Here is a 25,781-nt window from a genome sequence, read left to right as displayed (position 1 = left end):
TCCGGTCGGTAGAAGCAACAGACCCGCACGCACGGCCATCCATGGCGAGCCGCTGTCGGCTACGGACGGCCTGCCCGACCATCCCTGGTCGGGCGTCCGGCGGAGCCACGCGGCAGTGACGCGTAAGCGGCCCGCCTCACCCTGCTTCACGCGCCTTTAGCGCCTGCTCCCCGCTCATACCGCTTCGGCATGACCGCATGACGCACCCGCCTTTGTGCGGCGCGGGATGGCCGGCGACAGTCGCGCCGTGTCGCCGGATAACCTTCGGAGGCCCACCTTCCCCTTCACGGAAACCCGCCATGCCCAGCTATCGAACGCGAAGATCGTCCGTCCCCGCGCTTGCCGGCAGCGCGCTGGCGTGTGCCCTGCTCGCATCGCCCGTCCACGCGCAGTCCAAGGCGCCGCTCACCGTCGAGGAACTCGCGCGCCGCCTGCAGGCGATCGAGCAGCGCCTGGGCACCGCGCCCGCGGCGGGCGAAACCGTCGACGCCAACGGCCTGGCCGATCTCGACCAGCGCCTGCGCGTGATCGAACGCAAGCTCGACCTACAGGCCGAGGAAGCCGAAGCCCGCGTAGCGAGCACGCCGGTCGTGAGCCTGAGCGCGAACAAGGGCCTGTCGATCAAGTCGCCGCCGCCGGGCGACGTCGAACTCAAGTTCCGCGGCCTCGCGCAGGCCGACGGTCGCTTCTACATCGACGACGACGCCATCCCGCAGAACGACACCTTCCTGTGGCGCCGCGCGCAGCTCACGCTGGAAGGCAGCTGGCGGCCGCTGCTGGCGTTCCGCATCACGCCGGAACTGGCCGGCGACAGCGTCACGCTGCTCGATGCATGGGCCGACCTGCGCTTCAGTCCCGCCGCGACGCTGCGCATCGGCAAGACAAAGGCACCCGTCGGGCTCGAACGCCTGCAGGCCAGCAACGCGACCGAAGCGATCGAACTCGGTTTCCCGAGCGAACTCGCGCCCGGCCGCGACATCGGCGTGCAGCTGCAGGGCGAAGTCGCGAAGAGCACCGTCAACTACGTCGTGGGCGTGTACAACGGCACGGTCGATGGCCGCGATGCGACTACGACCAACCCCGACAACAATTTCGAAGTCGCCGCGCGCGTGTTCGTCGAACCGTGGAAGAACGATGCCAGCGCGCTGTCGGGCCTGGGCTTCGGCATCGCCGGCAGCCAGGGCGACAAGGAAGGCACCGGCAACAATTTCCTGCCGCGCTATCGCACGCCCGGACAGGTGCAGTTCTTCAACTATCGCACCGCGGTGATCGCCGACGGCGAACAGACGCGCTGGTCGCCGCAGGCGTACTACTACCGCAACGCGTTCGGCCTGCTCGGCGAATACATCAGTTCCGAACAGGAAGTGCGACTGCCCACCACGGGCGCGAACGCGAAGATCGAGAACACCGCGTGGCAGCTGCTCGCCGGCTACGTGCTCACCGGCGAGGACGCGGGATATCGCGGCGTCGCGCGGCCTAACCATCCCTTTACGGTCGGCGGTGCAGGCTGGGGCGCATGGGAACTGGTGGCGAGGTATGGTGAGCTGGAGATCGACGAGGACGCCTTCCCCGTGTTCGCCGATCCCAATGCCGTGGCACAGCGCGCGAAGAGCTGGGCGCTGGGCGTGAACTGGTATCTCACCGGCAACTTCAAGCTCGTCGCCAACTACACGCAGACCGATTTCGACGGCGGTGCCGCCGCTGGCGCCGATCGCGAGGACGAGAAAGCGTTCTTCACCCGCGCGCAGTTCTCGTTCTGACCCTACCGCCCTTCAGGAACCCCACTCATGAAAACCCTGATCCGCAATGCGGCGCTCGGTCTGGCCATGGTGCTCGCCACGGGCCTGGCGCACGCGAAGGACGTGCAGCTGCTCAACGTGTCGTACGACCCGACGCGCGAGTTCTACGCCGAGGTCAACCAGAAATTCGCCGCGCAATGGAAGCAGCAGACCGGCGAGGCGCTCAACATCCGTGCCTCGCATGGCGGCTCCGGCAAGCAGGCGCGCGCGGTGATCGACGGCCTGGAAGCCGACGTGGTGACCCTCGCACTCGCCGCCGACATTGACGCCATCGCCACCAACGGCAAGCTGCTGCCGGCGAACTGGCAGACGCGCCTGCCGCACAACAGCGCGCCGTACACCTCGACGATCGTGTTCCTCGTTCGCAAGGGAAATCCCAAGCAGATCCGCGACTGGGCCGACCTGGTGAAGCCGGGCGTCGGCGTGATCACGCCGAACCCGAAGACCTCCGGCGGTGCGCGCTGGAACTATCTGGCCGCGTGGGCGTGGGCGTCGCAGGAATACCGCGACGGCGACAAGGTCGTCGATTACCTCACGCGCCTGTTCAAGAACGTGCCCGTGCTCGACACCGGCGCGCGCGGCGCGACGACGACATTCGTCGAGCGCGGCATCGGCGACGTGCTGCTCGCGTGGGAGAACGAGGCGCTGCTGACGCTCGGCGATGCCGACACGCGCGACAAGTTCGAGATCGTCGTGCCGAGCCTGAGCATCAAGGCCGAGCCGCCGGTGGCGTGGGTCGACAAGAACGTCGACCGCCATGGCACGCGCAAGGTCGCCGAGGCATACCTGCGCTACCTCTACACGCCCGAAGGCCAGCGCCTGGCGGCGAAGCACGGCTATCGCCCGGCCGAGCCCGACAAGGTGCCGGCGGCGGAACTGTCGCGCTTCCCGAACGTGAAGCAGGTGACGATCGACAGCGCGTTCGGCGGCTGGAAGAAGGCGCAGGCGGAGCATTTCGCCGACGGCGGGTTCTTCGACAAGATCTATCGGCCGCGGTGATGCGAACGCGCGCGGGCCGGCATGGGCCGCCCGCGCGCCTTACGTTCCCGCGTTCCCGCCGTCATCCGCGCTTTCCCGCCGTCATCCCCGCGCAGGCGGGGATCCATCTGTCCGACCTGGCACGTCATTCGGGAGTGGTGATGCATCGGACGCATGGATCCCGCCTTCGCGGGAATGACGGCATAAAGCACCGCAAAGCAGGCAATACCTCCTAAACGACCATGTCCACCCTCGCCCTTCCCGCCCTGATTACCCGCCGCGGCCGACGACCGCTGCCGGGCTTCGGCCTGAGCCTTGGTCTCGGCCTGGCGTGGCTGAGCGTGGTGGTGCTGCTGCCGCTCGCGGCGCTCGCGCTCCGCGCGGCGGGACTGGGCGCTGAAGGCTGGCTGCGCGCGATCCAGGATCCGCGCGTGCAGGCGTCGCTGAAGCTGAGTTTCACCGCATCGTTCGTCGCGGCGTTGATCGCCTCCGTCGCCGGCGCGCTGGTCGCGTGGGTCGTCGTGCGCTACCGCTTTCCGGGCCGGCGCCTGCTCGATGCGCTGGTCGACCTGCCGTTCGCGTTGCCCACCGCCGTCGCCGGCATCGCGCTCACGGCGATCTACTCGGCCAATGGCTGGGTCGGCCGCTACACCGAGCCGCTCGGCATCAAGATCGCTTACACGCCCATCGGCATCACCATCGCACTGATCTTCATCGGCCTGCCCTTTGCCGTGCGCACGGTGCAGCCGGTGCTGGAAGCGCTGGGCCGCGAGCAGGAGGAAGCCGCCGCTTCGCTGGGCGCGTCGCGCCTGACCACCTTGCGCCGCGTCGTGTTGCCGGAACTGTTGCCCGCGCTGCTGACGGGTTTCTCGCTCGCGTTCGCGCGTGCGCTGGGCGAGTACGGCTCGGTGATCTTCATCGCCGGCAACCTGCCGTACAAGACCGAGATCGCACCGCTGCTCATCACGATCCGCCTGGAGGAATACGACTACGGCGGCGCCGTCGCGATCGCCGCGTTGCTGCTGGCAGCTTCCTTCGTGTGCCTGCTGGCGATCAACGCGATCCCGCTGCTGTTCGCGCACGAGCGCAAGGGAGCCAGGCGCGATGTCTGACGTCCGTCACCGCGACGACCTGCAGGAACCGGCGTGGCTGCGCGTTGCGCTGATCGCGCTCGCGGTGCTGGTCATGCTGTCGCTGGTCGTACTGCCGCTGCTGATGGTGCTCGGCGCGGCGTTCGCGAAGGGATTCGGCACCTGGCTGGAGTCGCTCACGCAACCCGACGCCGTATCCGCGTTGAAGCTCACGTTGTTCACGGTGGCGATCGTGCTGCCGGTCAACGCGATCTTCGGCACGTTCATGGCCTGGGCGGTGACGCGCTTCGAGTTCCGCGGCAAGCAGCTGCTGCTGTCGCTGATCGACCTTCCCTTCGCCGTCTCGCCCGTCGTCGCCGGCCTGTGCCTGGTGCTGCTGTTCGGCTCGCACGGCTGGTTCGCGGAATTGCTGCGCGAGCACGACATCAAGATCCTCTTCGCGCGGCCGGGCATCGTGCTGGCGACGTTGTTCATCACCTTCCCGTTCGTCGTGCGCGAACTGATTCCGCTGATGCAGCAGCAGGGCGCCGACGAGGAACTCGCCGCGCGTTCGCTCGGCGCCAGCGGCTGGACGATGTTCCGTCGCGTGACGCTGCCCAACATCAAATGGGGCCTGCTGTACGGCGTGCTGTTGTGCTCAGCGCGGGCGATGGGCGAGTTCGGCGCGGTGTCGGTGGTGTCCGGCCACATCCGCGGGCTCACCAACACGCTGCCGCTGCACATCGAAATCCTCTACAACGAGTTCGACAGCACCGGCGCCTTCGCGGCCGCCTCGCTACTGGCCGGCCTCGCCCTGATAACCCTGATCCTGAAGTTCTGGCTGGAGTCCCGCCATGGCGACGCCCTTGCGAAATCCCATCGTCGACACTGAGCCGTCCGAGTTCTTCGGCACGCCGAACGCGGCGTCCGCCCGGCCCGTGACGGCCGCGCATTCGACCGCGCCGGCCGGACCTGTCACGCTCGGCGCCGGCACTCCCGCACCTCGGCCATCCCGGAGCGGCATGGACCTGCACCTGCGCCAGCTCAGCAAGCGCTACACCGGCGTAGCCGCGCTTGACGGCGTGGACCTGCACGTCGAAGCGGGCGAACTGGTGGCGCTGCTCGGGCCATCGGGCTCGGGCAAGACCACGCTGCTGCGCGTGATCGCCGGCCTGCTGCATCCCGATGCCGGCCAGGTGCTGTTCGGACGCGACGACGCCACGCGCCTGAGCCTGCGCGAACGCAACGTGGGTTTCGTCTTCCAGCACTACGCGTTGTTCAAGCACATGACCGTGGCCGAGAACATCGCCTTCGGGCTGCGCAGCCGTCCGCGCAGCCGGCGCCCGGACAAGGCGACGATCAAGCGCCGCGTCGAGGAACTGCTTGGCCTGATCCAGCTGCCGGGCTTCGGCGATCGTTATCCCGAACAGCTTTCCGGCGGACAGAAGCAGCGCGTCGCGCTCGCACGTGCGCTGGCGATCGATCCGACGGTGCTGCTGCTCGACGAGCCGTTCGGCGCGCTCGACGCGAAGGTGCGCGTCGAGCTGCGCCGCTGGTTGCGGCAGCTGCACGAACGCACGGGCCAGACGACGCTGTTCGTCACGCACGATCAGGAAGAGGCGCTGGAACTGGCCGATCGCATCGTCGTGCTGCGCGAAGGCCGCATCGAGCAGGTCGGCACGCCGGACGAGATCTACAGCGATCCGGCATCGGCCTACGTGTTCGATTTCATCGGTCGCGCGAACGTGCTGGAAGGCGAAGTGCGCGGCGGCCGTTTCCATCTGCCCGGCCACGCGCGGACCTTCAGCGCCGACGGCGTGCCCGAAGGCGCGGCGCGGCTGTACGCGCGTGCGCACGATGTCGCGCCCGGCGAGGGCGACGACGGCATCGCCGCGCGCGTGGTCGCCGCGCACCGGCTCGCCGACCGCATCACGCTGGAACTGCACGTCGAAGGCCAGGCGCGTCCGGTCGAACTGGATTTCGCCGCGACGCCGGGCCTCACCACGCCCGCACCGGGCAGCGAGCTCAGGCTGGTGCCTTTGCGGTATCGGGTGTACTCGAGCGCGGGCTGACGCTCCCCGGACACATCGTCCCAGGCGGAAAGGCAAGCCCTGCCGCGGCGTACAATGTCGCGCCATGAGCACCTATCCCCATGCACGTCCGCGGCGGATGCGCCGCGATGAGTTCTCGCGCCGCCTGATGCGCGAGTCGGTCCTCACCACCAACGACCTCATCTACCCGGTCTTCGTGCACGAGCGCGACGGCCGCGATCCGGTCGCCTCGATGCCCGGCGTCGAGCGCCTGTCGATCGACGAACTGCTGCGCGTCGCGGACACCTGCAGCGAGCTGCGCATTCCGGCGATCACGCTGTTCGGCGTGCCGGACATCGAACGCAAGACGCACGACGGCGCGATCGCGTGGTCCGAGGACGGCATCGTGCAGCGCGCGGTGCGCGCGTTGAAGGAGCGGTTCCCGCAACTGGGCGTGATCACCGACGTCGCGCTCGATCCGTACACCACGCACGGGCAGGACGGGCTGATCGACGAGAGCGGCTACATCCTCAACGACGTCACGGTGGAGGCGCTGGTGCGCCAGTCCATCTCGCACGCGCAGGCCGGCGCCGACGTCGTCGCCCCCAGCGACATGATGGACGGCCGCATCGCCGCGATCCGCGGCGCGCTCGAAGATGCCGGACTGGTCAACACGCGCATCCTCGCCTACAGCGCGAAGTACGCCAGCGCCTTCTACGGCCCGTTCCGCGCGGCGGTGGGTTCGGCCGCGGCGCTGGGCAAGGGCAACAAGTACACCTACCAGATGGACCCGGCCAATTCGGACGAAGCGCTGCACGAAGTGGCGCTTGACCTGGAAGAAGGCGCCGACATGGTGATGGTGAAGCCGGGCATGCCGTACCTGGACATCGTGCGCCGCGTGAAGGACGAGTTCCGCGTGCCGACGTACGTGTACCAGGTGAGCGGCGAGTACGCGATGCTGAAGGCCGCCGCGCAGAACGGCTGGCTCGACGAGCGCGCCACCGCGATGGAAGCGTTGCTCGCGTTCAAGCGCGCCGGCGCCGACGGCGTGCTGACGTACTACGCGCTCGATGCGGCGCGCTGGCTGCGCGAAGGCTGAGCATGGGCGACGCCCCGACGACTGCGACGCTGCGCCGCGCCCGCATCGGCGATGCCGCCGAGCTCGCGCGCCTGTCGGCGCAACTGGGCTATCCGCAGGCGACCGATGCATTCGAACGCCGCCTGCGTCGGCTGCTGATTTCGGCCGATCATCCCGTGCTCGTCGCGACGGACGACGACGCAACGTTGCTCGGCTTCATCGCGATCGAACACCGGCTGATGCTGGAAGCGGGCGATCGCGTCGAGATCGTCGGCCTCGTCGTCGACGATGCGGCCCGGCGTCGCGGGATCGGCCGGCAGCTGGTGGATGCCGCGCTCGACTGGGCGCGCGACATCGGCGTCGCCGAGGTGATCGTGCGTTCGAACATCGCGCGCGACGAGTCGCATCCGTTCTACGAAGGCGCGGGATTCGAGCGCATCAAGACGCAGCACGTGTATCGCAGGCGCGTGGACCGCTGAGAAACGCAACGCACTTCCTTCCACCCAGACGGGAGACGCATGGAACGCAACCGGATCGCCATCGTCACCGGCGGCAGCCGCGGCATCGGCGCGGCGACGGCGAAACTCGCCGCGCAGGCGGGCTATCGCGTGTGCATCGCGTATCGCCATCGCCAGAAGGAGGCCGATGATGTCGTGTCCGCCATCGAACGCGACGGCGGCGAGGCGATGGCGGTCGGCGCCGATGTCGGGCGCGAGGCCGACGTGATGCGGTTGTTCGACGCGGTGGATCGCCGCTTCGGCGAAGTCACCGCGCTGGTGAACAACGCGGGCATCCTCGAACGCCAGATGCGCGTGGAAGAGATGGACGCCGAGCGTCTCACGCGCGTGTTCAACGCGAACGTGGTCGGCAGCTTCCTCTGCGCGCGCGAAGCCGTGCGTCGCATGTCCACGCGGCATGGCGGCCACGGCGGCGCGATCGTCAACGTCTCCTCGGTCGCCGCGCGGCTGGGTTCGCCGAACGAGTACATCGACTACGCGGCGTCTAAGGCGGCCATCGACACGCTCACCGTCGGCCTGGCAAAGGAAGTCGCCGCTGAGGGCATCCGCGTGAACTGCGTGCGCCCGGGCTCGATCTACACCGAGATCCACGCCAGCGGCGGCGAACCGGGCCGCGTGGATCGCGTGAAGTCCCGCATCCCGATGCAGCGCGGCGGCGAAGCCGACGAGATCGCGCGCGCGATCGTGTGGCTGCTATCGGACGAAGCGTCGTACATGACGGGCAGCCTGGTGGATGTGGCGGGCGGGTTGTAGCTCTGCGTTGCCCTCACCCCAACCCCTCTCCCGCAGGCGGGAGAGGGGCCAAATCCAGCGGCTTTACTTCGAAGTACGGTCATCCCGGCGAAGTGCCGTCATCCCGGCGAAAGCCGGGACCCAGGCTGACAGCGCCCGGGCACGCCGTGACTGGTGAACAGCCTCATCGTCATTCCAGCGAAAGCTGGAATCCATTTTGGTCTTCGGGATCTCGCCTCCGAGCAACATCGCAGCGCTGTCCGGTTGCTGCAGTTCGACGCTGTCCCTTCGTTGCCCCTCACCCCAACCCCTCTCCCGATGGGAGAGGGGCTAGAACCACCGCCGGAGCGGCGTCACAACACGCACCCGTCCTTTCCCGCTACCGCCGGCGCCTTCATCCGGTAGAGATCCAGCTTCCCCGCGCGCGGCGACTTCGCCGCGCCGCTGACGAGCAGTTCGCCCGGCTTGTTCCAGTCGATCGTCGGGCCAAGCGTGGTCGCATCGTCCGTGTTGAAGGACAGCATCAGCGGCCCCGCGTCGTCGTAGCGCGCGCCATCGCAGTGCGCGACGAACAATCGCACCGGCTTGCTCGCCGGATCCTGCGAACGCGCGTACACCAGCGTGCGGCCGTCGCCGAGCCACGCGGCGTCGAATTCGTCCGCCTTCGTGTTGATGCCCGGCACGGGCTTGGGCTCGACGAACGCCGTGCCATCCCAGCGCGCGACGAACAGGTCGTGCCGACCGGCGCCGCCATGACCGTCGCTGGCGAACAGCAGGTGCCTGCCGTCGCGGCTGGGCGTGGGCGCCCATTCGTCGCCGCGCGTGTTGACGCCGCGGCCCAGGTTATCGGCCTTGCCGATGCTGCCGTCGGGCTTCACCGCGGCGCGGTACAGGTCGTCGCCGCCGATGCCACCGGGCCGGTTGGAGAAGAAGTACAACCAGCGACCGTCGGCGCTGAACAGCGGATCGAAATCGTTGGCGGGCGAATTGACGTCGAGCGGGCGCGCGTCCTGCCAGCGGCCGTCCTTCAGGCGCGCCTGCCACAGGTCCCAGCCGCCGGCGCCGCCTTCACGATCGGTGCTGCCCCAGACGATATGCTGGCCATCCGGGCTGACGCTGCCGCGGATTTCGCTGGCTTTGGTCGACACCACGCCCATGCCTTCGATTCCGAATTCGGAAAGGAACGCCGACGCCGGGCCGGACAACGCAACGCCGCCCACGATGAGCGCCGCCACTACACTGCCCACGCGGTACCTGCTGAACGAGGCCGGGCTGCGTCGCATCGTGCGTCTCCTTGGTGTGTGAACTCCAGTCTATGCGAGGGTCCCCCGTGTCCGACTTCGCCTCCGTCGCAAATCCCGCCCTGGTCAAGCGTTTCGCGGTGATCGGCCATCCGGTCGCGCACTCGCTGTCGCCGCGCATCCACGCCGCGTTCGGCCGCCAGCTCGGGATCGCGCTGGACTACGCCGCGATGGACGCGCCGCCGGAGCTGTTCGACGCGATCGTCGCGGAGTTCGCGGCCGAAGGCGGCCTCGGCGCGAACGTCACGCTGCCGCACAAGAACCGCGCGGTCAGCGTGTGCACCACGCTGAGCGAGCGAGCGCGCCGCGCCGGCGCGGTGAACACGCTGGTGCGCACCGCCACCGGCTGGGAAGGCGACAACACCGACGGTGTCGGCCTGGTGCGCGACCTCACCGAACGCCAGGGCCTGGACCTGCGCTCGCGCCGCACGCTGCTGATCGGCGCCGGCGGTGCCGCGCGCGGCGTCGCCCCGGCGCTGCTGGACGCGGGCATCGGCGATCTCTACATCGTCAACCGCACCCCCGAGCGCGCCGACGCACTGGCCGACGCGCTGGCGATGCCCGGCCGCGTGCATCCGCGCTACCTGCGCGACATCGACACGCTGGGCACGTTCGACCTGATCGTGAACGCCACCTCCGCCGCGCGCGCCGACGGCCTGCCGTCGCTTCCGATGGCGCTGGCGAATCCGCGCACCGCCGCAGTGGACCTGAGCTACGGCGAAGTGGCGATCCCGTTCCTCGCCTGGGCGCGTGCCGCTGGCGTGCACGACGGCATCGACGGACTGGGCATGCTGGTGGAACAGGCGGCGGAAAGCTTCCTGCGCTGGCACGGCGTGCGCCCGGAAACCGACGAGGTGTACGAAACGCTGCGCGAGCATCGCGCGGAGCTGGTGACCGCGGACTGAGTTCAGCGGTTACAGCAACCCGTCCCGCTTCACCGCCAGATACCGCTCCACCAGCGACGCCGCTAGCTGGTCGCACGCCACGTCGAGCACCATCACCCCATGATTCCGCAGCGCTTCGTGCGCGGCGTTGCGCTGGTCCAGGTACTGCGCCGTCGCGCCCGCGCGGATCGCGCCGGGCAGGTCGTTCACCGGTTCGGAGAGTGCGGCGTCGAGCGACCCTTCGCGCAGGCTCGCCACGCAGACGAGGTGGCGTTTGCGCAGCATCGTGATCGCGGCGAGCAGGTCGTCCATGTCCTCGTCGCGAAGATTCGTCACCAGCATCACCAGCGAACGCCGGCGCTGGCGCACCGACAGGTCCGTCGCCGCGGCGAGGAAATCCGTCGCCACCGGCTGCGGCTGCAGGGCATAGGTCGCGCGCAGCAGTTCGTCGATCGCGCCGACGCCGCGTCGCGGCGGTACCCACGCGTTCGCGCCGCCGCTGGCGAGCAGGCCGACCGCATCGCCCTGCCGCAGCGCGAGGTATGCCACCACCAGCGCCGCATCGAGCACGTGGTCGAAATGCGCCAGTTCGCCGTCGCGCGCGAGCAGGCGGCGACCGGTGTCGAGCAGCAGCACCAGCTGCTGGTTCTTCTCGTCCTGGTATTCGCGCGAGATCAGGCGACGCGCGCGCGCGGTGGCCTTCCAGTCGATCTGGCGCAGGCTGTCGCCAATGCGGTACTCGCGCATCTGGTGGAAGTCGGTGCCTTCGCCGCGACGACGACGCAGGTGCGCGCCAACAAGGCGCGAGGCCTGGTCCGCGCTGAACATCGCGAACTTCGCCAGCGGCGCGAAGTTCGGGAACACGCGCACGTCCTGCACCTCGCCCGCCACGCGCGACTGCCACCACAGGCGCAGCGGCGAATGCAGGCGCAGCTGCACGCCGTCGAAGCGGAAAATCGCCGCGTGCCTTCGCGCGCAGCTGGTAGTCGACCGACGCGGTCTCGCCGCGCTTCAGGCGCAGGCGACGCGGCAGGCCCTGCATCGACCAGCCACCCGGATGCAGGTCGAACACGTCAAGCGTCTGCGCGCGTTGAGGCGTTTCCAGCGACAGCGTCACCGGCCGCTCGATGCCGATCGGCCAGGTGTCGGCGAGACGGCGTTCGACCTGTGGCGTCGGCGCGCGCCACAGCAGCGCGAAGTCGAGCAGCAGCAGCGCCGCGAACGCGAGGCCCGCGACCTGCCACTGCGTGGTGGTGGCAAACCCGAACGCCACCGCGATGCCCAGCGCCGACCACAGCACCAGCAACGCCAGCACGAAGGGCGCAGGTCGCGGGAAGGCGCGCGGGGTGGCGACGGCGTTCATCGGGATTACTTCCGCGGCGCCTCGACCTTGGCGAGCAGCGCGTGCAGCACGTCGTCCGGCGACTGGCCTTCGATCTGCAGCTCCGGCGCCAGCGCGATGCGGTGGCGCAGCGCGGGCTTGGCGATCTCGCGGACGTCGTCGGGCGTGACGAAATCCCGGCCCGACAGCACTGCCTGCGCGCGCGCCGCACGCACCAGCGCGAGGCTCCCGCGCGGGCCGGCACCGAGCGAGATCCCGGCCCAGTCGCGCGTCGCGGCGACGATACGCACCGCGTAGTCGATCACCGCGTCGTCCACGGCGACGAGCGCAGTGCCGGCCTGCATCGCGACGATCTCCTGCGGGCCGAGCACGCGCGCGACCTGCGACAGGTCGAAGTCCGACGCCGCGCGGCCCTGGCTCACCGCGGCGACCATGCGCTTCTCGTCGGCACGCGTGGGATAGCCGATCAGCACCTTCAGCAGGAAGCGGTCCAGCTGCGCTTCGGGCAGCGGGTACGTGCCTTCCTGCTCGACCGGGTTCTGCGTGGCGAGCGTGAGGAACGGCGGCGTCAGCTGGAAGCTGTGGCCTTCGATGGTGACCTGCAGCTCCTGCATCGCTTCCAGCAGCGCCGACTGCGTCTTCGCCGGTGCGCGGTTGATTTCGTCGGCCAGCAGCAGGTTGGTGAACACCGGGCCGCGACGGATGTTGAACGTCTCGGTCTTCGGGTTCCACACGGCGTGGCCGCTGATGTCGCTGGGCATCAGGTCCGGCGTGAACTGCACGCGCGCGAAGCTGCAATCGATTGCCCGCGACAGCGCGCGCACCAGCAGCGTCTTGCCCAGGCCCGGCACGCCTTCGATCAGCACATGGCCCCCGGCAAGCAGCGCGATCAGGATCTGGTCGAGCACCGCCTCCTGCCCGATGAAGGCCTTGCCGACTTCCCCGCGCACCGCGGCGGCGCGTGCGGCCAGGGCTTCGCCGCTGATCGGAACGAGGGGGGCGGGAGCGGCGTCGGCGTTCATGGCGTGGTCTCTGTTTCGAGTCGGTCAAAGGGAATTGCGCATGCGCATGAGCAGCGCGATGCGGCTGCGGAACGCGGCGTGGTCGCGCGCGATCGGCGTGGACAAAGCATCGCGGACGTCGTTCTGCGACAGGCCGAAACGCTCGGCGAGCATCGAGGCCTGCGCATCGCCGTCGAGCGCGGCGGCCTGCGGATCGCGACGACGCAGCCGCGCGAGGAAGGCCTTGCGCGCGGCCTCGTGCAGCAGGTGCGCGTAGCCGTAGCGGTAGACGTGTTCGCCGCTCGCGGTAACGTGCTCCAGCAGCGAGCGCCGCTCCACCGCCGGCGAGGCCAGCAGCGGCCCGAAGCGCTGCGAGCGCCGCCACAGCCACGCCATCAGCGCCAGCAGCAGCGGCAGCCACACGCGCCAGTGTTCGCGCACCAGCGTCATCCAGAACGACGGCATCTGCGCCTCGTAGATGAGGTGCACGGTGCCGGCGCGGTAGTTCGGATCGAGCAGCTGCCGCGTCAGCGCGATATGCGGCCCGTCCTTCAGCGAATCGTTGTCGAGGAAGTCGAAGTCCGACAGCACGTCGACGTGCCCGCGCCCGTGCGGAATGCGCGCGAAGACGTAGCCGATCTCCGGCTCGCCCCAGTGCAGCGACGCGGTGGATTCGAGGTTGTCCACGTCCAGGCGCCGGCCGCGGCAGAACTCGACGTGCGGGTCCTCGCCGGCGACGTCGAGCCCGGCGCAGAGCCGGTCAGAACGCGGATGCACGCCGAACGCGCTCATCACCGGCAGCGGCAGTTCCACGTCCAGCGGCCCCGGCGGCGGCGTGCGCAGCAGCAGGTGGCCGCCGCGTTCGACCCAGTCCAGCAGCGCGGCTTCTTCCTTGTCAGAGATCGTGCGCGGGTCGTTGTAGAGCAGCACCGTGTCGCGCGGGCCGAGCGCGATGCTGTCCAGTTGCAGTCGTGGACGCGCCTGCGCCTTCACGCCATCGCCGATCAGCGCGAGCTTGAGCACGTACAGCGGATTGCGACGCGCCTCGCCGGTGCGCGGCAGGTCGACCCACTCCTCGGCGCGCACGAAGTTGTGCTGCCACCACGCATAGCCGCCGGCCAGCGCACCGGCGAGGGCGAGCACGAGCAGCGCGATGAGGCCATGCCGGCGCGTGAACGTCATGCGGGCACGCTCGATTCATTACGCGTCGACGGCGACCAGCCGAAGCGCGACGCCAGATCGACCAGCAGCGATTCGAAATCGTCGCCAGCCGGGAAGCTGTGCGCGTACGCCGCGTACTGCCACGTGCGCACGGCGCGCGCGAAGGCGTCGCGATCCTCGCCGCGCGGCAGCTTGCGCGAGGCACGCAACACTTCGGCCTCCGTCGCGCCCGGCACGAGCACCGCCTGCGTGCGCGCGACCATCGTCTCGACGCTGGCGCGATAGAGCATCGCGAGCGCCTCGCGCTCCCGGCCTTCGCGCCAGAGGCGGCGAATGGCGCTGGGAATGTCTTCCGGCAACGGCGGCGGCGGTTCGTCGGCGCGGTCGCGGCGGATTTCGTCCTCCTCGCGACCGGCGCGCGCAAGCCCGCCGCGGAACCAGGCCAGCCACTTCGGTGCGGTGATGGCGAGCACCACCAGCAGCGCGGCGAACACGATCCACAGGCCGAACTCGCCGACCGTCGCGATCGTTTCGCCGAGCCAGCCCAGCGGCGGCGGATCGACCTTCTTCGGCTCGGGCTTCTTCGCGTCGCGCTTCTTCCAGGTGACGACCTTGCGCTTGGGCGAGACGGCCGGATCCTCGTAGGCCTTGCCCACCGCGCGACGCAGGCCGCCGTCGCCCGCGAGCGGACGACCGGCACCCGAGCCGCCCGCTGCGGCGCCGGCGCCTTCGCCACCGGGCGTCACCACCGTCGGCGGCGGCGCGGGCTGCGGCGTCATCTGCGCGTTCACGCCGTCGCGCAGGCCGCTTTCGTCGGCCACGCGACCGAACACCTGTTCCAGCGTGACGCGCGGAGCTTCGTCTTCGTCCTGCTCCGCGTCGTCCGTTTGATCGGCGACGCTTTCGGTGTCCTGGGAGTCGTCGGCGTCCTGCGCACGCACCAAGCCCGGCGCGAACGCCATGCCCAGCGCGCACAGGAGCAGCAGCGGCGTCGCGCCGCGCAGCAGGCGATCGCGCAGGCGGCGGAACGCGAGTTCGATGTCCCACGCCTCCACTTCGGTACGGCGGTTGAGGTACAGGCCGAAGCCCGCGCCGACGTAGAACGGTTCGATCAGGCCCGAGGCGATCCACGCGAGGGCATTCGACAACAGGCTGAGCCAGGCCGGCGCTTCCTTCAGCGTCGCCCACGCGCGTTCGAACACTTCGCGCAGGTATTCGTCCGGCACGAACACGATCGCCATCGACGCCAGACCCAGGTACACGGCCAGTTCGAAATGCAGGCACACCGTGGTGACCAGCGCGCCGACGCCGTGCACCGGCGCGCCGAGCGCGCGGCGACGCTCGCGCGCATCGCTGCCGCGCGCGCCTTCGAGGAAGTCGACGGGAAGATTCAAAGAACGCAACGGGCTCAACCGGCGCCAGAGCAGATAGCCCGGCAGCCACGACAGCCCCCAGTTCCGCTGCGCCGCGATCGTCTGCCGCGTCGTCGGCACGTCGCCGAAGACCGCGCGCGAGAGCACGAACAGCGGGATGCGGTCGAACACCGGCTTGAGCCACCACATCAGCAGCCCCGCGAGCCACAGCGCGTCGATCGTCCACGCCAGCGCATTGAACAGCACGAACACGGGCAACGTGAGCAGCAGCCACGGTTTCCAGATCGCACCCGCATGGCGACGCACGAGCGCGGTGCCGAGCTCGACCGCTTCCCACGCCGTGCGCGGACGCAACGCGACGGTGAGCGATTCGATCCTCATGGCGCCGCGTCCTCCGGCGGCAGGTTGCGTCCGCCGAGCAGCAGCCACGCCGCCGTCAGCGTCCACAGCACGCCGCCGACGGTGTACTTGATCCACGCCGGCATCCACGCGATCGACGACCAGAACGCCTCGACGAACGCGGCGAAAACCAGCATCGCCAGCACGCCCACGCACAGCAGCGCGCCGCGACGACCGCCTTCGACCAGGGCATCGGCGCGACGCCGCTGGCCCGGCGCGATCAACGACAGGCCCAGACGCAGGCCGGCGCCGCCGGCAATCACTATCGCCGTCAGTTCAGGCGCCGAATGCGCGGCCACGAAGCGCCAGAACGGATCGCCATGCCCCACCGCCTGCAGGTGGCCGGCGACGCCGCCGATCATCACGCCGTTGACGATCAGCACGACGATCGAACCGATGCCGGCGATCAGTCCGCTGGCGAAGGTGCGAAAGCCGATGCTGACGTTGTTCCACACGTAGTGGCCGAACATCGCGACGTCGGTGCCGCTGTCGCGGCCGAGTTTTCGCGCGGGATCGGCGGGGTCGTACATGCGTTCGAACTGCATCAGCTGCGCGGGATCGAACAACGACGACGACAGTTCCGGCTGCCACTGGATCGCGGCGAAGATCACCACCAGCGGGATCCAGAACAGCGCGAAGGACGCGAGCATGCAGCCGCGCTCGGCGCGCACCAGGCGCGGGAAGCCGGCGATCAGGAACTGCGCCGCGCGTCGCCAGTGCGGCACGGGCGTGCGGTACAGCAGGCCGTGGCCGCGATGCATCAGCGCCTGCAGGCGATCGGTCACCACCGGGCTGTAGCCGCGGCGGCGCGCCAGCGCGAGCTGCTGGCACAGCCGGCGATAGCGCGAGGGCATGTCGGCGTCGGAGAGTCCGTGCCAGTTGCGACGTTCCGCGCGGGCCTTGCGCGCGCTTTCGCCACGCGCGTCGAGCCAGTGCTCGAACGCGATCCATTCGGGCTGATGGCGCTGGACGAAGTGTTCCTGCTTCATGCGTCAGCGCCGCCCCAGCAGCCAGTTCGCCATGCGGTACAGGCGCGTCACCGCGGCCGTGCCGCGCGCGCCGGTCAGCGGTTCGGCGAGGTCGGCGAGTTCGGCCTGGCGCGCTTCGCTCAGGCGCGGGGCGCGTTCGGCGAAGGCGACCAGCGCGACCTGTTCGTACGGACGCAATGCGATCGACGGCGCCAGCGCGGTGTCGACGGCAGCCGGTTGCGGATCGCGCGGGCGGGCGTCGTGCACGACCAGCGTGCCGGCGACCATGTCGCCCAGTCGCCGGCCCCAGGGATCGACCAGGCTCGACACCAGGCCGGCCGCGTAGGCCAGCGGCAGCATGTCGACCACGCGCAACAGGTTGCGGGTGAACGCCGCGAGCCAGCCGACCGGCGCGCCGTTGGCGGCGATCACGCGCAGGCCCATCGAGCGCTTGCCCGGCGTGCGCCCGTTCCACATCGCCTCGAAGACGATCGGGTAGAACCAGTACACCAGGAACATCGCCACGGCATAGAAGCCCGCGCCACCGCGGCCGAAGGCGCCGAGGAACATCCCCATCGCCATCATCACGCCGGCGCGCACCAGGAAGTCGATCAGCCATGCCAGCGCGCGCGGCACGGGGCCGGCGGCGGGCAGGTGGAGGGCCACGCCCTCCGGCGTCACGACTTCCCGGTACGTGTCGAGCATCAGGCGTTCACGACGATCGTGTCGGCGAAGTAGTCGTGCAGGCAGCGGCGCTCCTCGCCGAAGATCCACAGGATGTTGGCGAGCGAGAACACCGCGCCGAGGAAGGGAATCGCGCTCACCACGCCCGGCGCGATCATGCGCAGGCCGAGGATGCGGCCGAAGCCGATGCGCTCGCCGTTGCTGCGCACGATGCGGATGCCCTGCCAGCGCTTGCCGATGGTCTGGCCGTGGCGGGCCAGCATCACCAGCTGAACCACGACCAGCGCGATCAGGCCGATGACGCCGATGGCGATCAGCACGATGCCGGCCATGCGGTTGCCGTCCGGCGCGGACGCCATCGCGGCGCCGAAGGCGAGCGGAAGCCACAGCGGGACGCCGATGAAGCCGTCGGCCAATGCCGCGAGCAGGCGCGTGGTGCGTTCGGCCTTGCGGGCGGGGTTGTCGACGGTGGTCTCGACGAGGGTTGCGCTCGGTGCGGCGTACGGATTGTTGCTGACTTCGCTCACGTTCGGCTCCATTACCTTCGGTTGCGGCACGCCCGGGATCCGGGCGCGCCAGAGGCGTGCTTCAACGGGATGCTGCTTCGGATGATCCGCATTCGGCCGGCGCGTCCGGAAGACGCTCCGCGCGCCGGCGCACGCCGCGGTCAGGCGTTGACGACCATCGTGTCGCAGAACAGGTCGTGCAGGCAGCGGCGTTCCTCGCCGAAGATCCACAGCGGATTGGCGAGCGAGAACGCCCACCCCACGTACGGGATCGCGCCGACCAGCCCGGGCACGAAGTAGCGCAGCACGAGCATGCGGCGCAGGCTCGCGCGGCTGCCGTCGGTGCGCACGATGCGCATGCCCATCACGCGCTTGCCGATGCTCTGGCCGTCGCGGTGCATCAGCACGCACCAGTAGACGAACAGCGCGATGATGCACACCAGCGAGAACAGGATCAGCGAACCGCCGAGCGCGCCGATGCCGCGTTCGGGCTTGAATCGCAGCGCGCCGATCACCGCCGGCAACATCGCGGCGAAGTAGATGCCGCAGTCGATCAGATAGGCCAGCAGGCGGCGGCCACGATCGGCCGGCTCCAGGCCGTCGTCATGATCCACGGGCGCGGAGACGACCTGCGCGGCGGGCGCCGCGTAGGGATTGCGATACTCGAAACCTTCCATGTGGTCCCCATTGCGTTCGCGACGCCATCCCGGGCGTCGGTGGATGCGGTGGCCGCGGCCCCCTGCCGCGTCCTGCCGCCTGCTACCCGGTCGTGCCGAGGTAGCGGTCCTTCAATCGTACATAGTGCGCGGCGCTGTAGTGCAACTGTTCGATCTCGCGGTCGTCGAGCCGGCGGACCAGCCGCGCCGGATTGCCCAGCCACAGCTCGCCCTCGCCCACCTGCTTGCCCGGCGCGACCACCGCCCCGGCGCCGACGAAGCCGTGCCGGTGCACGCGCGCGCCGTCCAGGATGCGCGCGCCCATGCCGATCAGGCAGAAATCGTCGAGCGTGCAGGCATGCAGGATCACGCCGTGGCCGATGGTGACGTCGTTGCCGACGATCGTCGGAACGCCGCCCGGACGCGTGTACGGCCCCTCGTGCGTGACGTGGACGATGGTCCCGTCCTGCACGTTCGTGCGCGCGCCGATATGGATCGAATTGACGTCGCCGCGGATCACGCAGCCCGGCCAGACCGACACGTCGTCGCCCAGCGTGACATCGCCGATGATCGTGGCGGCCGGATCGACGTAGACGCGTTCGCCGAGGGCGGGAAAGGTGTCGAGGTAAGGACGCAGGCTCATCCGCCGAGTCTAGCGCGCGTGGCGCCCGGCGCCCCATTCAGTCGGCCGCGTCGCCCCCCGGCGCGCGCCGCTTTCGCCCCTCCGGACCGCCACGGACGCGGACTACACTCGACCGCATGGACATCACCGCCGACACGCCGCTGAACGAACTGGCCGCCACCCGCGATCGCCTTCGCGCCGCGTGGCAGGCGCGCAAGCCCGATTACACGCAGCGGCGCGCCGACCTGGTGCGGCTGCGCGACGTCTTCCGTTCGCGCATCGATTCGATGGACGCGGCGATCCGCGCCGACTTCGGCCATCGCAGCCAGCACGAGAACCTGCTGTCGGAAGCGATGATCGTGCTGGCCGAACTCGACCACGCGCTCAGGCACCTGCGCCGCTGGATGAAGCCGCGCCGCGCGGCGGTGGGCTGGCGCTTCTGGCCGGCGAGCGCGCGCATCGTGCCCGAACCGGTCGGCGTGGTCGGCATCCTGTCGCCGTGGAATTACCCGGTGAACCTCGCGCTGGTGCCGCTGGTGTCGGCGATCGCCGCCGGGAACCACGTCTACCTCAAGCCGTCCGAACACACGCCGCGCACGAGCCAGTGGCTGCGCGAACTGCTGTCGGAGGTCTTCCCCGCCGATCGCGCCGCCGTCGCGCTGGGCGGGCCGGAACTGGGTGCCGCGTTCGCCGCGCTGCCGTTCGAACACCTGCTGTTCACCGGTTCGACCGCCGTCGGCCGCAAGGTGATGGCCGCGGCCGCGCCCAACCTCACGCCGGTCACGCTGGAACTGGGCGGCAAGGCGCCGGCCGTCGTGTGCGCGGATTTCGACCTGCGCAAGGCCGCCGCGCGCATCGCCACCGGCAAATGGTTCAACGCGGGGCAGACCTGCATCGGCGTGGATTACGTGCTGGTCGACGAAGCCCGCGGCGGCGCGTTCGTCGAGGCGATCCGCGACGAACTGCTCGCGCGTTATCCCGGCTTCGATACCACCACCGACTACACCCGCATCATCAACGACGCGCAGTACGCGCGCCTTCGCGGTTATGTCGACGATGCGCGCGCACGCGGAACGGTCGTCGTCGAACCATTGACCGACACACTCGATGCGGCGGCGCGCGAGCGCCTGCAACGCGAACGCCTCTTTCCGCCGACGCTGCTGGCCGAACCGCCGCTCGACAGCGAGGTGATGCGCAACGAGATCTTCGGGCCGATTCTTCCGGTCCTGACGTATCGCACGCTCGATGATGCGATCGAACGCATCCGCTCGATGGATCGCCCGCTCGCGCTGTATCCCTTCAGCAACGATGCGCGCAGCATCGACAGGATCGTGTCGGGCACGCTGGCCGGCGGCGTCACGGTGAACGACACGCTGCTGCATTTCGGCGCGCACGACCTGCCGTTCGGCGGCATCGGCCCCAGCGGCATCGGCGCGATCCACGGCCGCACCGGCTTCGACACCTTCAGCAAGCTGCTGCCGGTGTTCCGCCAGCGCAGCTTCGCCGGCAGCGACCTGCTCAAGCCGCCCTATCGCGGCTTCGTCGATCGCATGGTGCGCATGCTGTCGAAGTGACGCGTCAGGACGAAGCGAAGGCGCGCAGCACCTGCACGGTGCGCGCGACGGCTTCGTCGTCGACATCCAGGTGCGTGACCATGCGGATCGACGGCGTATAGCCGATCGACATGCGGATGCGCGCGTCGTCGAGCGTGCGGCGCAGCGCGTCCAGGCGCTCCACCGGCACGTCGATGAACACCATGTTGGTGTGCTGCGCGACGACCCTCACGTCGTCCAGTCCCTGCAATCCGTCGGCCAGACGCGCGGCGCGCGCGTGGTCGTCGGCGAGCCTCGCGACGTGATGGTCCAGCGCGAACGACGCCGCGGCCGCGAGCATGCCGGCCTGTCGCATGCCGCCGCCGACGACCTTGCGCCAGCGCTTCGCGGTTTCGATGAGTTCGCGCGTGCCGAGCAGCACCGAGCCGACCGGCGCGCCAAGTCCCTTCGACAGGCACACCGACACGCTGTCGAAATGCTTCGTCACCTCTCGCGGGGCAACGCCCAGGGCGACGATCGCGTTGAACATGCGCGCGCCGTCCAGGTGCAGCGCCAGGCCGCGGCGGTCGCACAGCGCGCGCGCATCGGCGAGGTACTGCAGCGGCAGGACGCGGCCGTGCCAGGTGTTTTCCAGGCACAGCAGGCGCGTGCGCGCGAAGTGCGGATCGACCGGCTTGATCGCGCGTTCCACCGCATCCAGCGGCAGCGTGCCGTCGGGCGCATGCACGATCGGCTGCGGCTGGATCGAGCCGAGCACCGCCGCGCCGCCGCCTTCGTACTTGTAGGTGTGCGCGTCCATGCCGACGATGTATTCGTCGCCGCGCGCGCAATGCGCCATCAGGCCGATCAGGTTCGACTGCGTGCCGCTGGGCACGAACAGGCCCGCCTCGAAGCCCAGCTCATCGGCCAGCCGCGCCTGCAGCGCGTTGACGGAGGGATCCTCGCCATAGACGTCGTCGCCGACGGGCGCGCGCATCATCGCCTCGCGCATGGCATCGGTGGGCTGGGTGACGGTGTCGCTGCGAAGATCGATCCACTGCATGGCGGCGGCTTGCTGGGAATGAACGCCGAGTATGCCGCGCGGCGGGTCCGCCCGGCATTGCGCAAGCGGTGCGGTCGTGGCCTGCGAAGGGCGCATCGGCTCGCTACACTGCGCCCCATGAAAATCGCCAGCTGGAACGTCAACTCGCTCAACGTGCGCCTGCCGCACCTGGAACAGTGGCTCGCCACGTCCTCGCCGGACATCGTCGCGCTGCAGGAAACCAAGCTGGAGGACGAGAAGTTCCCCGACGATCCGCTGATCGCGATGGGCTATCGCAGCGTGTTCGCCGGGCAGAAGACATACAACGGCGTGGCCGTGCTCTCGCGCGAGCGTGCCACCGACGTGCAGATCGGCGTGCCCGGTTTCGAGGACGAACAGAAGCGCGTGCTCGCCGCGAGCGTCGGCGACCTGCGCATCGTCAACCTGTACGTGGTGAACGGGCAGTCGGTCGGCAGCGACAAGTACGCCTACAAACTGCGCTGGCTGGAAGCCGTGCACGACTGGCTCGCGCAGGAGCTGGTGACGCATCCGCGCATGATCGTGCTGGGCGACTTCAACATCGCGCCGGACGACCGCGACGTGCACGATCCGGTCGTGTGGAACGACGGGCACATCCTCACTTCGCGCGCCGAACGCGATGCGCTGCAGCGGCTGTACTCGCTGGGCCTGCACGATGCGTATCGCGCGCTCAATCCCGAGGAGGCGCAGTTCAGCTGGTGGGATTACCGCCAGGGCGGCTTCCGCCGGAACCTCGGCCTGCGCATCGACCTCACGCTGGTGTCCGAAGCCCTGCGCCCGCACACGGCGGCGTCGGGCATCGATCGCGAACCGCGCACGTGGGATCGACCGAGCGACCATGCGCCGGCGTGGGTGGAGTTGAAGTAGGGTCTATCCGTTGCGAGGCCTCGCCGTCGCCGTCATCCCGGCGAAGGCCGGGATCCAGGCCTTCACGGACGATCGAAGCGATGCCTTTGCGTTCGGCGAGTCCCAGGACGCCACGAGCTTGGGCCAACTCCGGCTACGGATGACGTGACAGCCTGGGTCCCGGCTTTCGCCGGGATGACGTTGGCCTGGTGCTGCGGCGTACTGCCGGGTGCATCAACCCGCCGCCACACCCTCATGCCCATGCAGCAGCGCCTCCAGCGCATGCCGCGGCAGCTTGCCCGTCTCGTTGCGCGGCAGCGTGTCGACGCGGCGCAGCGGACGCGGAAGGAAGACCGGGTCGAGCTGCTGGCGCAACGCATGCAGGATGTCGTGCTCGTCCACCGTCGGCGCGACCACCAGCGCGGCGATGCGGCGCACGCCGATGGCGTCTTCGGCATCGAGCTGGAACATCACGCCGTCCTCGACGCCCGGCACCGCGAGCAGCTTGCGCGTGAGATCGCCCAGCGAGGCACGCTTGCCGGCGATGTCGAGCAAATCAGCGTTGCGGCCGCGCAGCTCGAAGCGGCCGTCGGCATGCACTTCCATCAGGTCCGCCAGCACGATGGGTTCTGCCAGGTGCGGCGCGTGCACGGCGGTGCCGTCGGGCTGGGGCGCCAGGCGAACGCCGGGCAGCGGCGTCCAGGCGTCGTCGCGCGCGGTGCGGCGGCGAGCGAAGACGCAGGTTTCGGTCGAACCGAACACCTCGCGCACTTCGCAACCGAAGCGCGCTTCGGCCTGCGTGGCGAGCTCCGGCGGCATCGGCGCGGTCGCCGAGACGATGCCCGCCAGCGGCGGCAGCGAAAGCCCGGACGCCACCAGCGCACGCAGGTGCACCGGCGTGGTGACCAGCAGCGGCGGCGTGGGCGAATCGTGCAGCGCACGCGCGACGTCGGCCGGGAACAGCGGCCGCGCCGCGTGCACCGCCACCGGCCCGAGCAGCGGCATCAGCACCGACATCTCCATGCCGTACATGTGCTGCGGCGGCACGGTGGCGATGACGTGCGTCAGGTCGTCGCGAAGCAGGCCGTCGAGCGCGGCGAGGTTCTGCGCGGTGCTCGTGCGGAAGCTGGTCCACGTCTTGCCGTAGGCGCGCGGCTGGCCGGTGCTGCCGGAGGTGAAGCCGATGGCGACGCGCGCGTTCGCATCGACGATGAGTTCATCGCCTTCAAGTTCGTCCAGGCGATCCGGGATGCGCATGCAATGCGGCGGCGCCGGGGCGAGGTCGATGTCGGTCAGGCAGTAGCCGTCCGGATGCTGCGCGAGCACCTGCTCGACCACGCCGGGCGCGCGCGAGGGCGGCATCAGCGTGGTCTGCCCCCGCACCGCGGCGGCGCAGAAGGCGACGAGGTAGCGGTAGCGGTCCTCGCACAGGTTCAGAGCGAAGCGTGCGGCCGGCAGCGTGGCCGCCAGCGCGCGCACGTGGCGGGCGAAGGTCGCACGGTCGATCGCATGCCCGCCTTCGTCGAAGGCGATGGCGAGCGCGCCGGTGCCATGGATGAGCGGCACGGGCGAGGTCGGAACGGGACTGGGTACTTCGACGACCGCGGACATGGATGGCACGTGATTCCTGCGGCGAACGCCGCTTCCCCTGCCCGTACTTTACGCTGGCGGCCGTCGTCGATCCCAATCGTGGTTCATGTCCCTGTCCGCTCCCCCAACCGCCGAGCCGGTCCCGCGCTGGAGCTGGCAGCCGCATGCGCCCCGGCAGCCCGCCGAGCCGCTGGCGCGCCGGTGGCTGGCCGCGGAGCTGGGAACCGGGGTCGACGCCCTGCCGCTCTCCCGCGATCCGCGCGGCCGACCCCGCCTGGAAGGCGCCTTCGCCGACTGGGACTGCAACTGGAGCCATAGCGGCGACGGCTTGCTGGTCGCACTGGGCCGCGACGTGCGCATCGGCATCGACCTGGAGCGCGTGCGCCCGCGCGGCCGGGCCCTCGACCTCGCCCGACGCTTCTTCACCGCGCCGGAGCTGGCGTGGCTGCACGCCGCCCCGTCGGCGGCGGTGCGCGACCATGGTTTCCTGCGCCTTTGGTGCGCGAAGGAAGCCGTGCTGAAGGCCCACGGCCATGGCATTTCGTTCGGCCTGCACCGGCTGCGATTCGCCGACAGCCCGGACGGCCTGCGCCTGGTCGAATGCGACGCGGAACTCGGCCACGCCGGCGACTGGTCGCTGATCGAGCTGCGGCCCGCACCGGAGTATCTGGGCGCGCTCGCGTGGCGTTCGACCTGACCGCGCCTCCGGAATCGGGCACCCACATCGGCGATACTGCGCGCCGCATGAACACCCCCGCCCCCTTCGACGCCGCGCTTCGCCGCACGCTGGACGACGGCCTGCTTGCGCTCGGCCTGGACCCGGCCGCCGTCTCCGCGCCGCTGCTGGACTACCTCGCCCTGCTGGTGCGGTGGAACAAGACCTACAACCTCACCGCCGTGCGCGATCCGCACGAGATGGTGGTCAAGCACCTGCTCGATTCGCTTGCGATGCACCCGTACGTGGACGATCTCGCCGCGCGCGGGGGTTCGCTCGCCGACCTCGGCACGGGCCCGGGGCTGCCGGGCATTCCGCTGTCGATCGTGAAGCCGGGCCTGAAGGTCACGCTGGTGGAAAGCAACGGCAAGAAGGCGCGCTTCATGCGCGAGGCGATCCGCCAGCTGGGCCTCAGGGACGCCCGCGTCGCCGAATCGCGCATCGAGGCGGTCGACGAGCCGGGCGCGTACGACGCCATCACCGCGCGCGCGCTCGCGACGCTGCCGCTGATCCTCGAACTGGGCGGACACCTGCTCAAGCCCGACGGGCGCCTGCTGGCGATGAAAGGCGTGCACCCGGCCGACGAGATCGCCGCGCTGCCGGCCGGCTGGACGGTCGAGGCGTCGCATCCGATGCGCGTTCCCGGCCTGGACGCCGAGCGCCACATGGTGGTGATCGCCCGCCGGTGAGGCGGTGTCGTTCGCCCAAGCCGTGACGCCGCGCGCAACTGCGTAAACGGGGCAAGCCGCCCGTCCGCGCAAAACCGGCGCAAGTGCTTGATCCGGCGCAGCCCCCGCCGGACGGTCCATGCCGATGGCCCATACAGCTATCGGCGACGGGGCACGCGTCTTCCCATCCGGGCATAATCCCCGGTCCGGCCCCACGCCGGCCCTACTTCCGCGCTTCCATCACTAA

The 25,781-nt window shown here is 69.9% G+C and carries 24 protein-coding genes and 1 pseudogene; 13 read left to right on the top strand and 12 right to left on the bottom strand.

What is annotated here, in order from left to right; translation table 11 throughout:
* Positions 1-299: 299 nt before the first annotated feature.
* From ABIE51_RS01860 to ABIE51_RS01825, 8 genes are all read left to right on the top strand, one after another.
* A complete protein-coding gene (locus ABIE51_RS01860) occupies positions 300-1,760 on the top strand; it encodes an OprO/OprP family phosphate-selective porin (RefSeq protein WP_192632016.1) in 1,461 nt (486 codons plus the stop codon).
* A 27-nt stretch (positions 1,761-1,787) separates the two neighbouring features.
* Positions 1,788-2,798 carry a sulfate ABC transporter substrate-binding protein gene (locus ABIE51_RS01855; protein WP_192632015.1) on the top strand — a complete coding sequence of 337 codons (1,011 nt, stop codon included), beginning with the start codon at positions 1,788-1,790 and terminating at the stop codon, positions 2,796-2,798.
* A 221-nt stretch (positions 2,799-3,019) separates the two neighbouring features.
* Positions 3,020-3,889 carry a sulfate ABC transporter permease subunit CysT gene (gene cysT, locus ABIE51_RS01850; protein ID WP_192632014.1) on the top strand — a complete coding sequence of 290 codons (870 nt, stop codon included), beginning with the start codon at positions 3,020-3,022 and terminating at the stop codon, positions 3,887-3,889.
* Positions 3,882-4,739, top strand: coding sequence for a sulfate ABC transporter permease subunit CysW (gene cysW / locus ABIE51_RS01845; RefSeq protein WP_192632013.1), 858 nt, complete (start codon positions 3,882-3,884; stop codon positions 4,737-4,739). Before cysT ends, cysW begins: the two co-directional genes overlap by 8 nt.
* A gap of 130 nt (positions 4,740-4,869) precedes the next feature.
* Positions 4,870-5,919, top strand: coding sequence for a sulfate/molybdate ABC transporter ATP-binding protein (locus ABIE51_RS01840; RefSeq protein WP_192632012.1), 1,050 nt, complete (start codon positions 4,870-4,872; stop codon positions 5,917-5,919).
* 64 nt (positions 5,920-5,983) lie between these two features.
* The gene (gene hemB, locus ABIE51_RS01835; RefSeq protein ID WP_192632011.1) at positions 5,984-6,976 is read left to right on the top strand and encodes a porphobilinogen synthase; all 993 of its coding nucleotides are present in this window, start codon (positions 5,984-5,986) and stop codon (positions 6,974-6,976) included.
* Between the two features lie 2 nt (positions 6,977-6,978).
* A complete protein-coding gene (locus ABIE51_RS01830) occupies positions 6,979-7,434 on the top strand; it encodes a GNAT family N-acetyltransferase (protein ID WP_192632010.1) in 456 nt (151 codons plus the stop codon).
* Between the two features lie 39 nt (positions 7,435-7,473).
* Positions 7,474-8,226, top strand: a complete 753-nt coding sequence (locus tag ABIE51_RS01825) for an SDR family oxidoreductase (RefSeq protein ID WP_115842741.1) — start codon at positions 7,474-7,476, stop codon at positions 8,224-8,226.
* A gap of 332 nt (positions 8,227-8,558) precedes the next feature.
* Here ABIE51_RS01825 and ABIE51_RS01820 read toward each other — a convergent pair whose 3' ends face one another.
* Positions 8,559-9,488, bottom strand: a complete 930-nt coding sequence (locus tag ABIE51_RS01820; protein WP_192632009.1) for a TolB family protein — start codon at positions 9,486-9,488, stop codon at positions 8,559-8,561.
* Positions 9,489-9,568: 80 nt separating this feature from the next.
* Between ABIE51_RS01820 and aroE the strand changes: the two genes are divergently transcribed.
* A complete protein-coding gene (gene aroE / locus ABIE51_RS01815; protein WP_233433583.1) occupies positions 9,569-10,411 on the top strand; it encodes a shikimate dehydrogenase in 843 nt (280 codons plus the stop codon).
* Positions 10,412-10,420: 9 nt separating this feature from the next.
* On the opposite strand, the pseudogene ABIE51_RS01810 reads toward aroE, so the two are convergent.
* From ABIE51_RS01810 to ABIE51_RS01770, 9 genes and pseudogenes are all read right to left on the bottom strand, one after another.
* Positions 10,421-11,753 (bottom strand): annotated as a pseudogene (locus ABIE51_RS01810) (DUF58 domain-containing protein).
* Positions 11,754-11,758: 5 nt separating this feature from the next.
* Complete coding sequence (locus ABIE51_RS01805) at positions 11,759-12,754, bottom strand: AAA family ATPase (protein ID WP_192632007.1); 996 nt, start codon at positions 12,752-12,754, stop codon at positions 11,759-11,761.
* Positions 12,755-12,778: 24 nt separating this feature from the next.
* On the bottom strand, positions 12,779-13,915 hold the full coding sequence (locus tag ABIE51_RS01800) for a DUF4350 domain-containing protein (RefSeq protein WP_192632006.1): 1,137 nt from the start codon (positions 13,913-13,915) through the stop codon (positions 12,779-12,781).
* Positions 13,912-15,648: a DUF4129 domain-containing protein gene (locus tag ABIE51_RS01795; protein ID WP_192632005.1), complete on the bottom strand. Its 1,737-nt coding sequence runs from the start codon at positions 15,646-15,648 to the stop codon at positions 13,912-13,914. The genes ABIE51_RS01800 and ABIE51_RS01795 overlap by 4 nt, the downstream gene beginning before the upstream one ends.
* Positions 15,645-16,655, bottom strand: a complete 1,011-nt coding sequence (locus ABIE51_RS01790) for a stage II sporulation protein M (protein ID WP_192632004.1) — start codon at positions 16,653-16,655, stop codon at positions 15,645-15,647. Before ABIE51_RS01790 ends, ABIE51_RS01795 begins: the two co-directional genes overlap by 4 nt.
* 3 nt (positions 16,656-16,658) lie before the next feature.
* Entirely contained in the window at positions 16,659-17,339 is a 681-nt protein-coding gene (locus tag ABIE51_RS01785) for an RDD family protein (protein ID WP_192632003.1), read from the bottom strand.
* The gene (locus tag ABIE51_RS01780) at positions 17,339-17,845 is read right to left on the bottom strand and encodes an RDD family protein (protein WP_192632002.1); all 507 of its coding nucleotides are present in this window, start codon (positions 17,843-17,845) and stop codon (positions 17,339-17,341) included. The genes ABIE51_RS01785 and ABIE51_RS01780 overlap by 1 nt, the downstream gene beginning before the upstream one ends.
* Positions 17,846-17,985: 140 nt before the next feature.
* A complete protein-coding gene (locus tag ABIE51_RS01775; RefSeq protein ID WP_192632001.1) occupies positions 17,986-18,501 on the bottom strand; it encodes an RDD family protein in 516 nt (171 codons plus the stop codon).
* Between the two features lie 82 nt (positions 18,502-18,583).
* Positions 18,584-19,123: a gamma carbonic anhydrase family protein gene (locus ABIE51_RS01770; protein ID WP_192632000.1), complete on the bottom strand. Its 540-nt coding sequence runs from the start codon at positions 19,121-19,123 to the stop codon at positions 18,584-18,586.
* A 116-nt stretch (positions 19,124-19,239) separates the two neighbouring features.
* Between ABIE51_RS01770 and ABIE51_RS01765 the strand changes: the two genes are divergently transcribed.
* Positions 19,240-20,676: a coniferyl aldehyde dehydrogenase gene (locus tag ABIE51_RS01765; RefSeq protein ID WP_192631999.1), complete on the top strand. Its 1,437-nt coding sequence runs from the start codon at positions 19,240-19,242 to the stop codon at positions 20,674-20,676.
* 4 nt (positions 20,677-20,680) lie between these two features.
* Here ABIE51_RS01765 and ltaE read toward each other — a convergent pair whose 3' ends face one another.
* Positions 20,681-21,697 carry a low-specificity L-threonine aldolase gene (gene ltaE / locus ABIE51_RS01760; RefSeq protein WP_192631998.1) on the bottom strand — a complete coding sequence of 339 codons (1,017 nt, stop codon included), beginning with the start codon at positions 21,695-21,697 and terminating at the stop codon, positions 20,681-20,683.
* A 117-nt stretch (positions 21,698-21,814) separates the two neighbouring features.
* On the opposite strand from ltaE, the gene xth reads away from it, so the two are divergent.
* Positions 21,815-22,582, top strand: coding sequence for an exodeoxyribonuclease III (gene xth, locus ABIE51_RS01755; RefSeq protein ID WP_192631997.1), 768 nt, complete (start codon positions 21,815-21,817; stop codon positions 22,580-22,582).
* A gap of 213 nt (positions 22,583-22,795) precedes the next feature.
* Here the strand turns inward: xth and ABIE51_RS01750 are convergent, their stop codons facing one another.
* Positions 22,796-24,172 (bottom strand): AMP-binding protein, encoded by a 1,377-nt coding sequence (locus ABIE51_RS01750; RefSeq protein ID WP_192631996.1) that lies wholly within the window; start codon positions 24,170-24,172, stop codon positions 22,796-22,798.
* A gap of 85 nt (positions 24,173-24,257) precedes the next feature.
* Here ABIE51_RS01750 and ABIE51_RS01745 point away from each other — a divergent pair, with 85 nt between their 5' ends.
* Entirely contained in the window at positions 24,258-24,848 is a 591-nt protein-coding gene (locus ABIE51_RS01745; protein ID WP_192631995.1) for a 4'-phosphopantetheinyl transferase family protein, read from the top strand.
* Between the two features lie 47 nt (positions 24,849-24,895).
* On the top strand, positions 24,896-25,555 hold the full coding sequence (rsmG, locus tag ABIE51_RS01740) for a 16S rRNA (guanine(527)-N(7))-methyltransferase RsmG (protein ID WP_192631994.1): 660 nt from the start codon (positions 24,896-24,898) through the stop codon (positions 25,553-25,555).
* Positions 25,556-25,781 lie beyond the last annotated feature (226 nt).

Origin of the sequence: Lysobacter sp. OAE881 (assembly GCF_040546665.1) — a bacterium.
GTDB classification, from domain to species: Bacteria; Pseudomonadota; Gammaproteobacteria; order Xanthomonadales; family Xanthomonadaceae; genus Lysobacter_J; species Lysobacter_J soli.
This window is presented reverse-complemented; position numbering and strand designations above follow the sequence as displayed.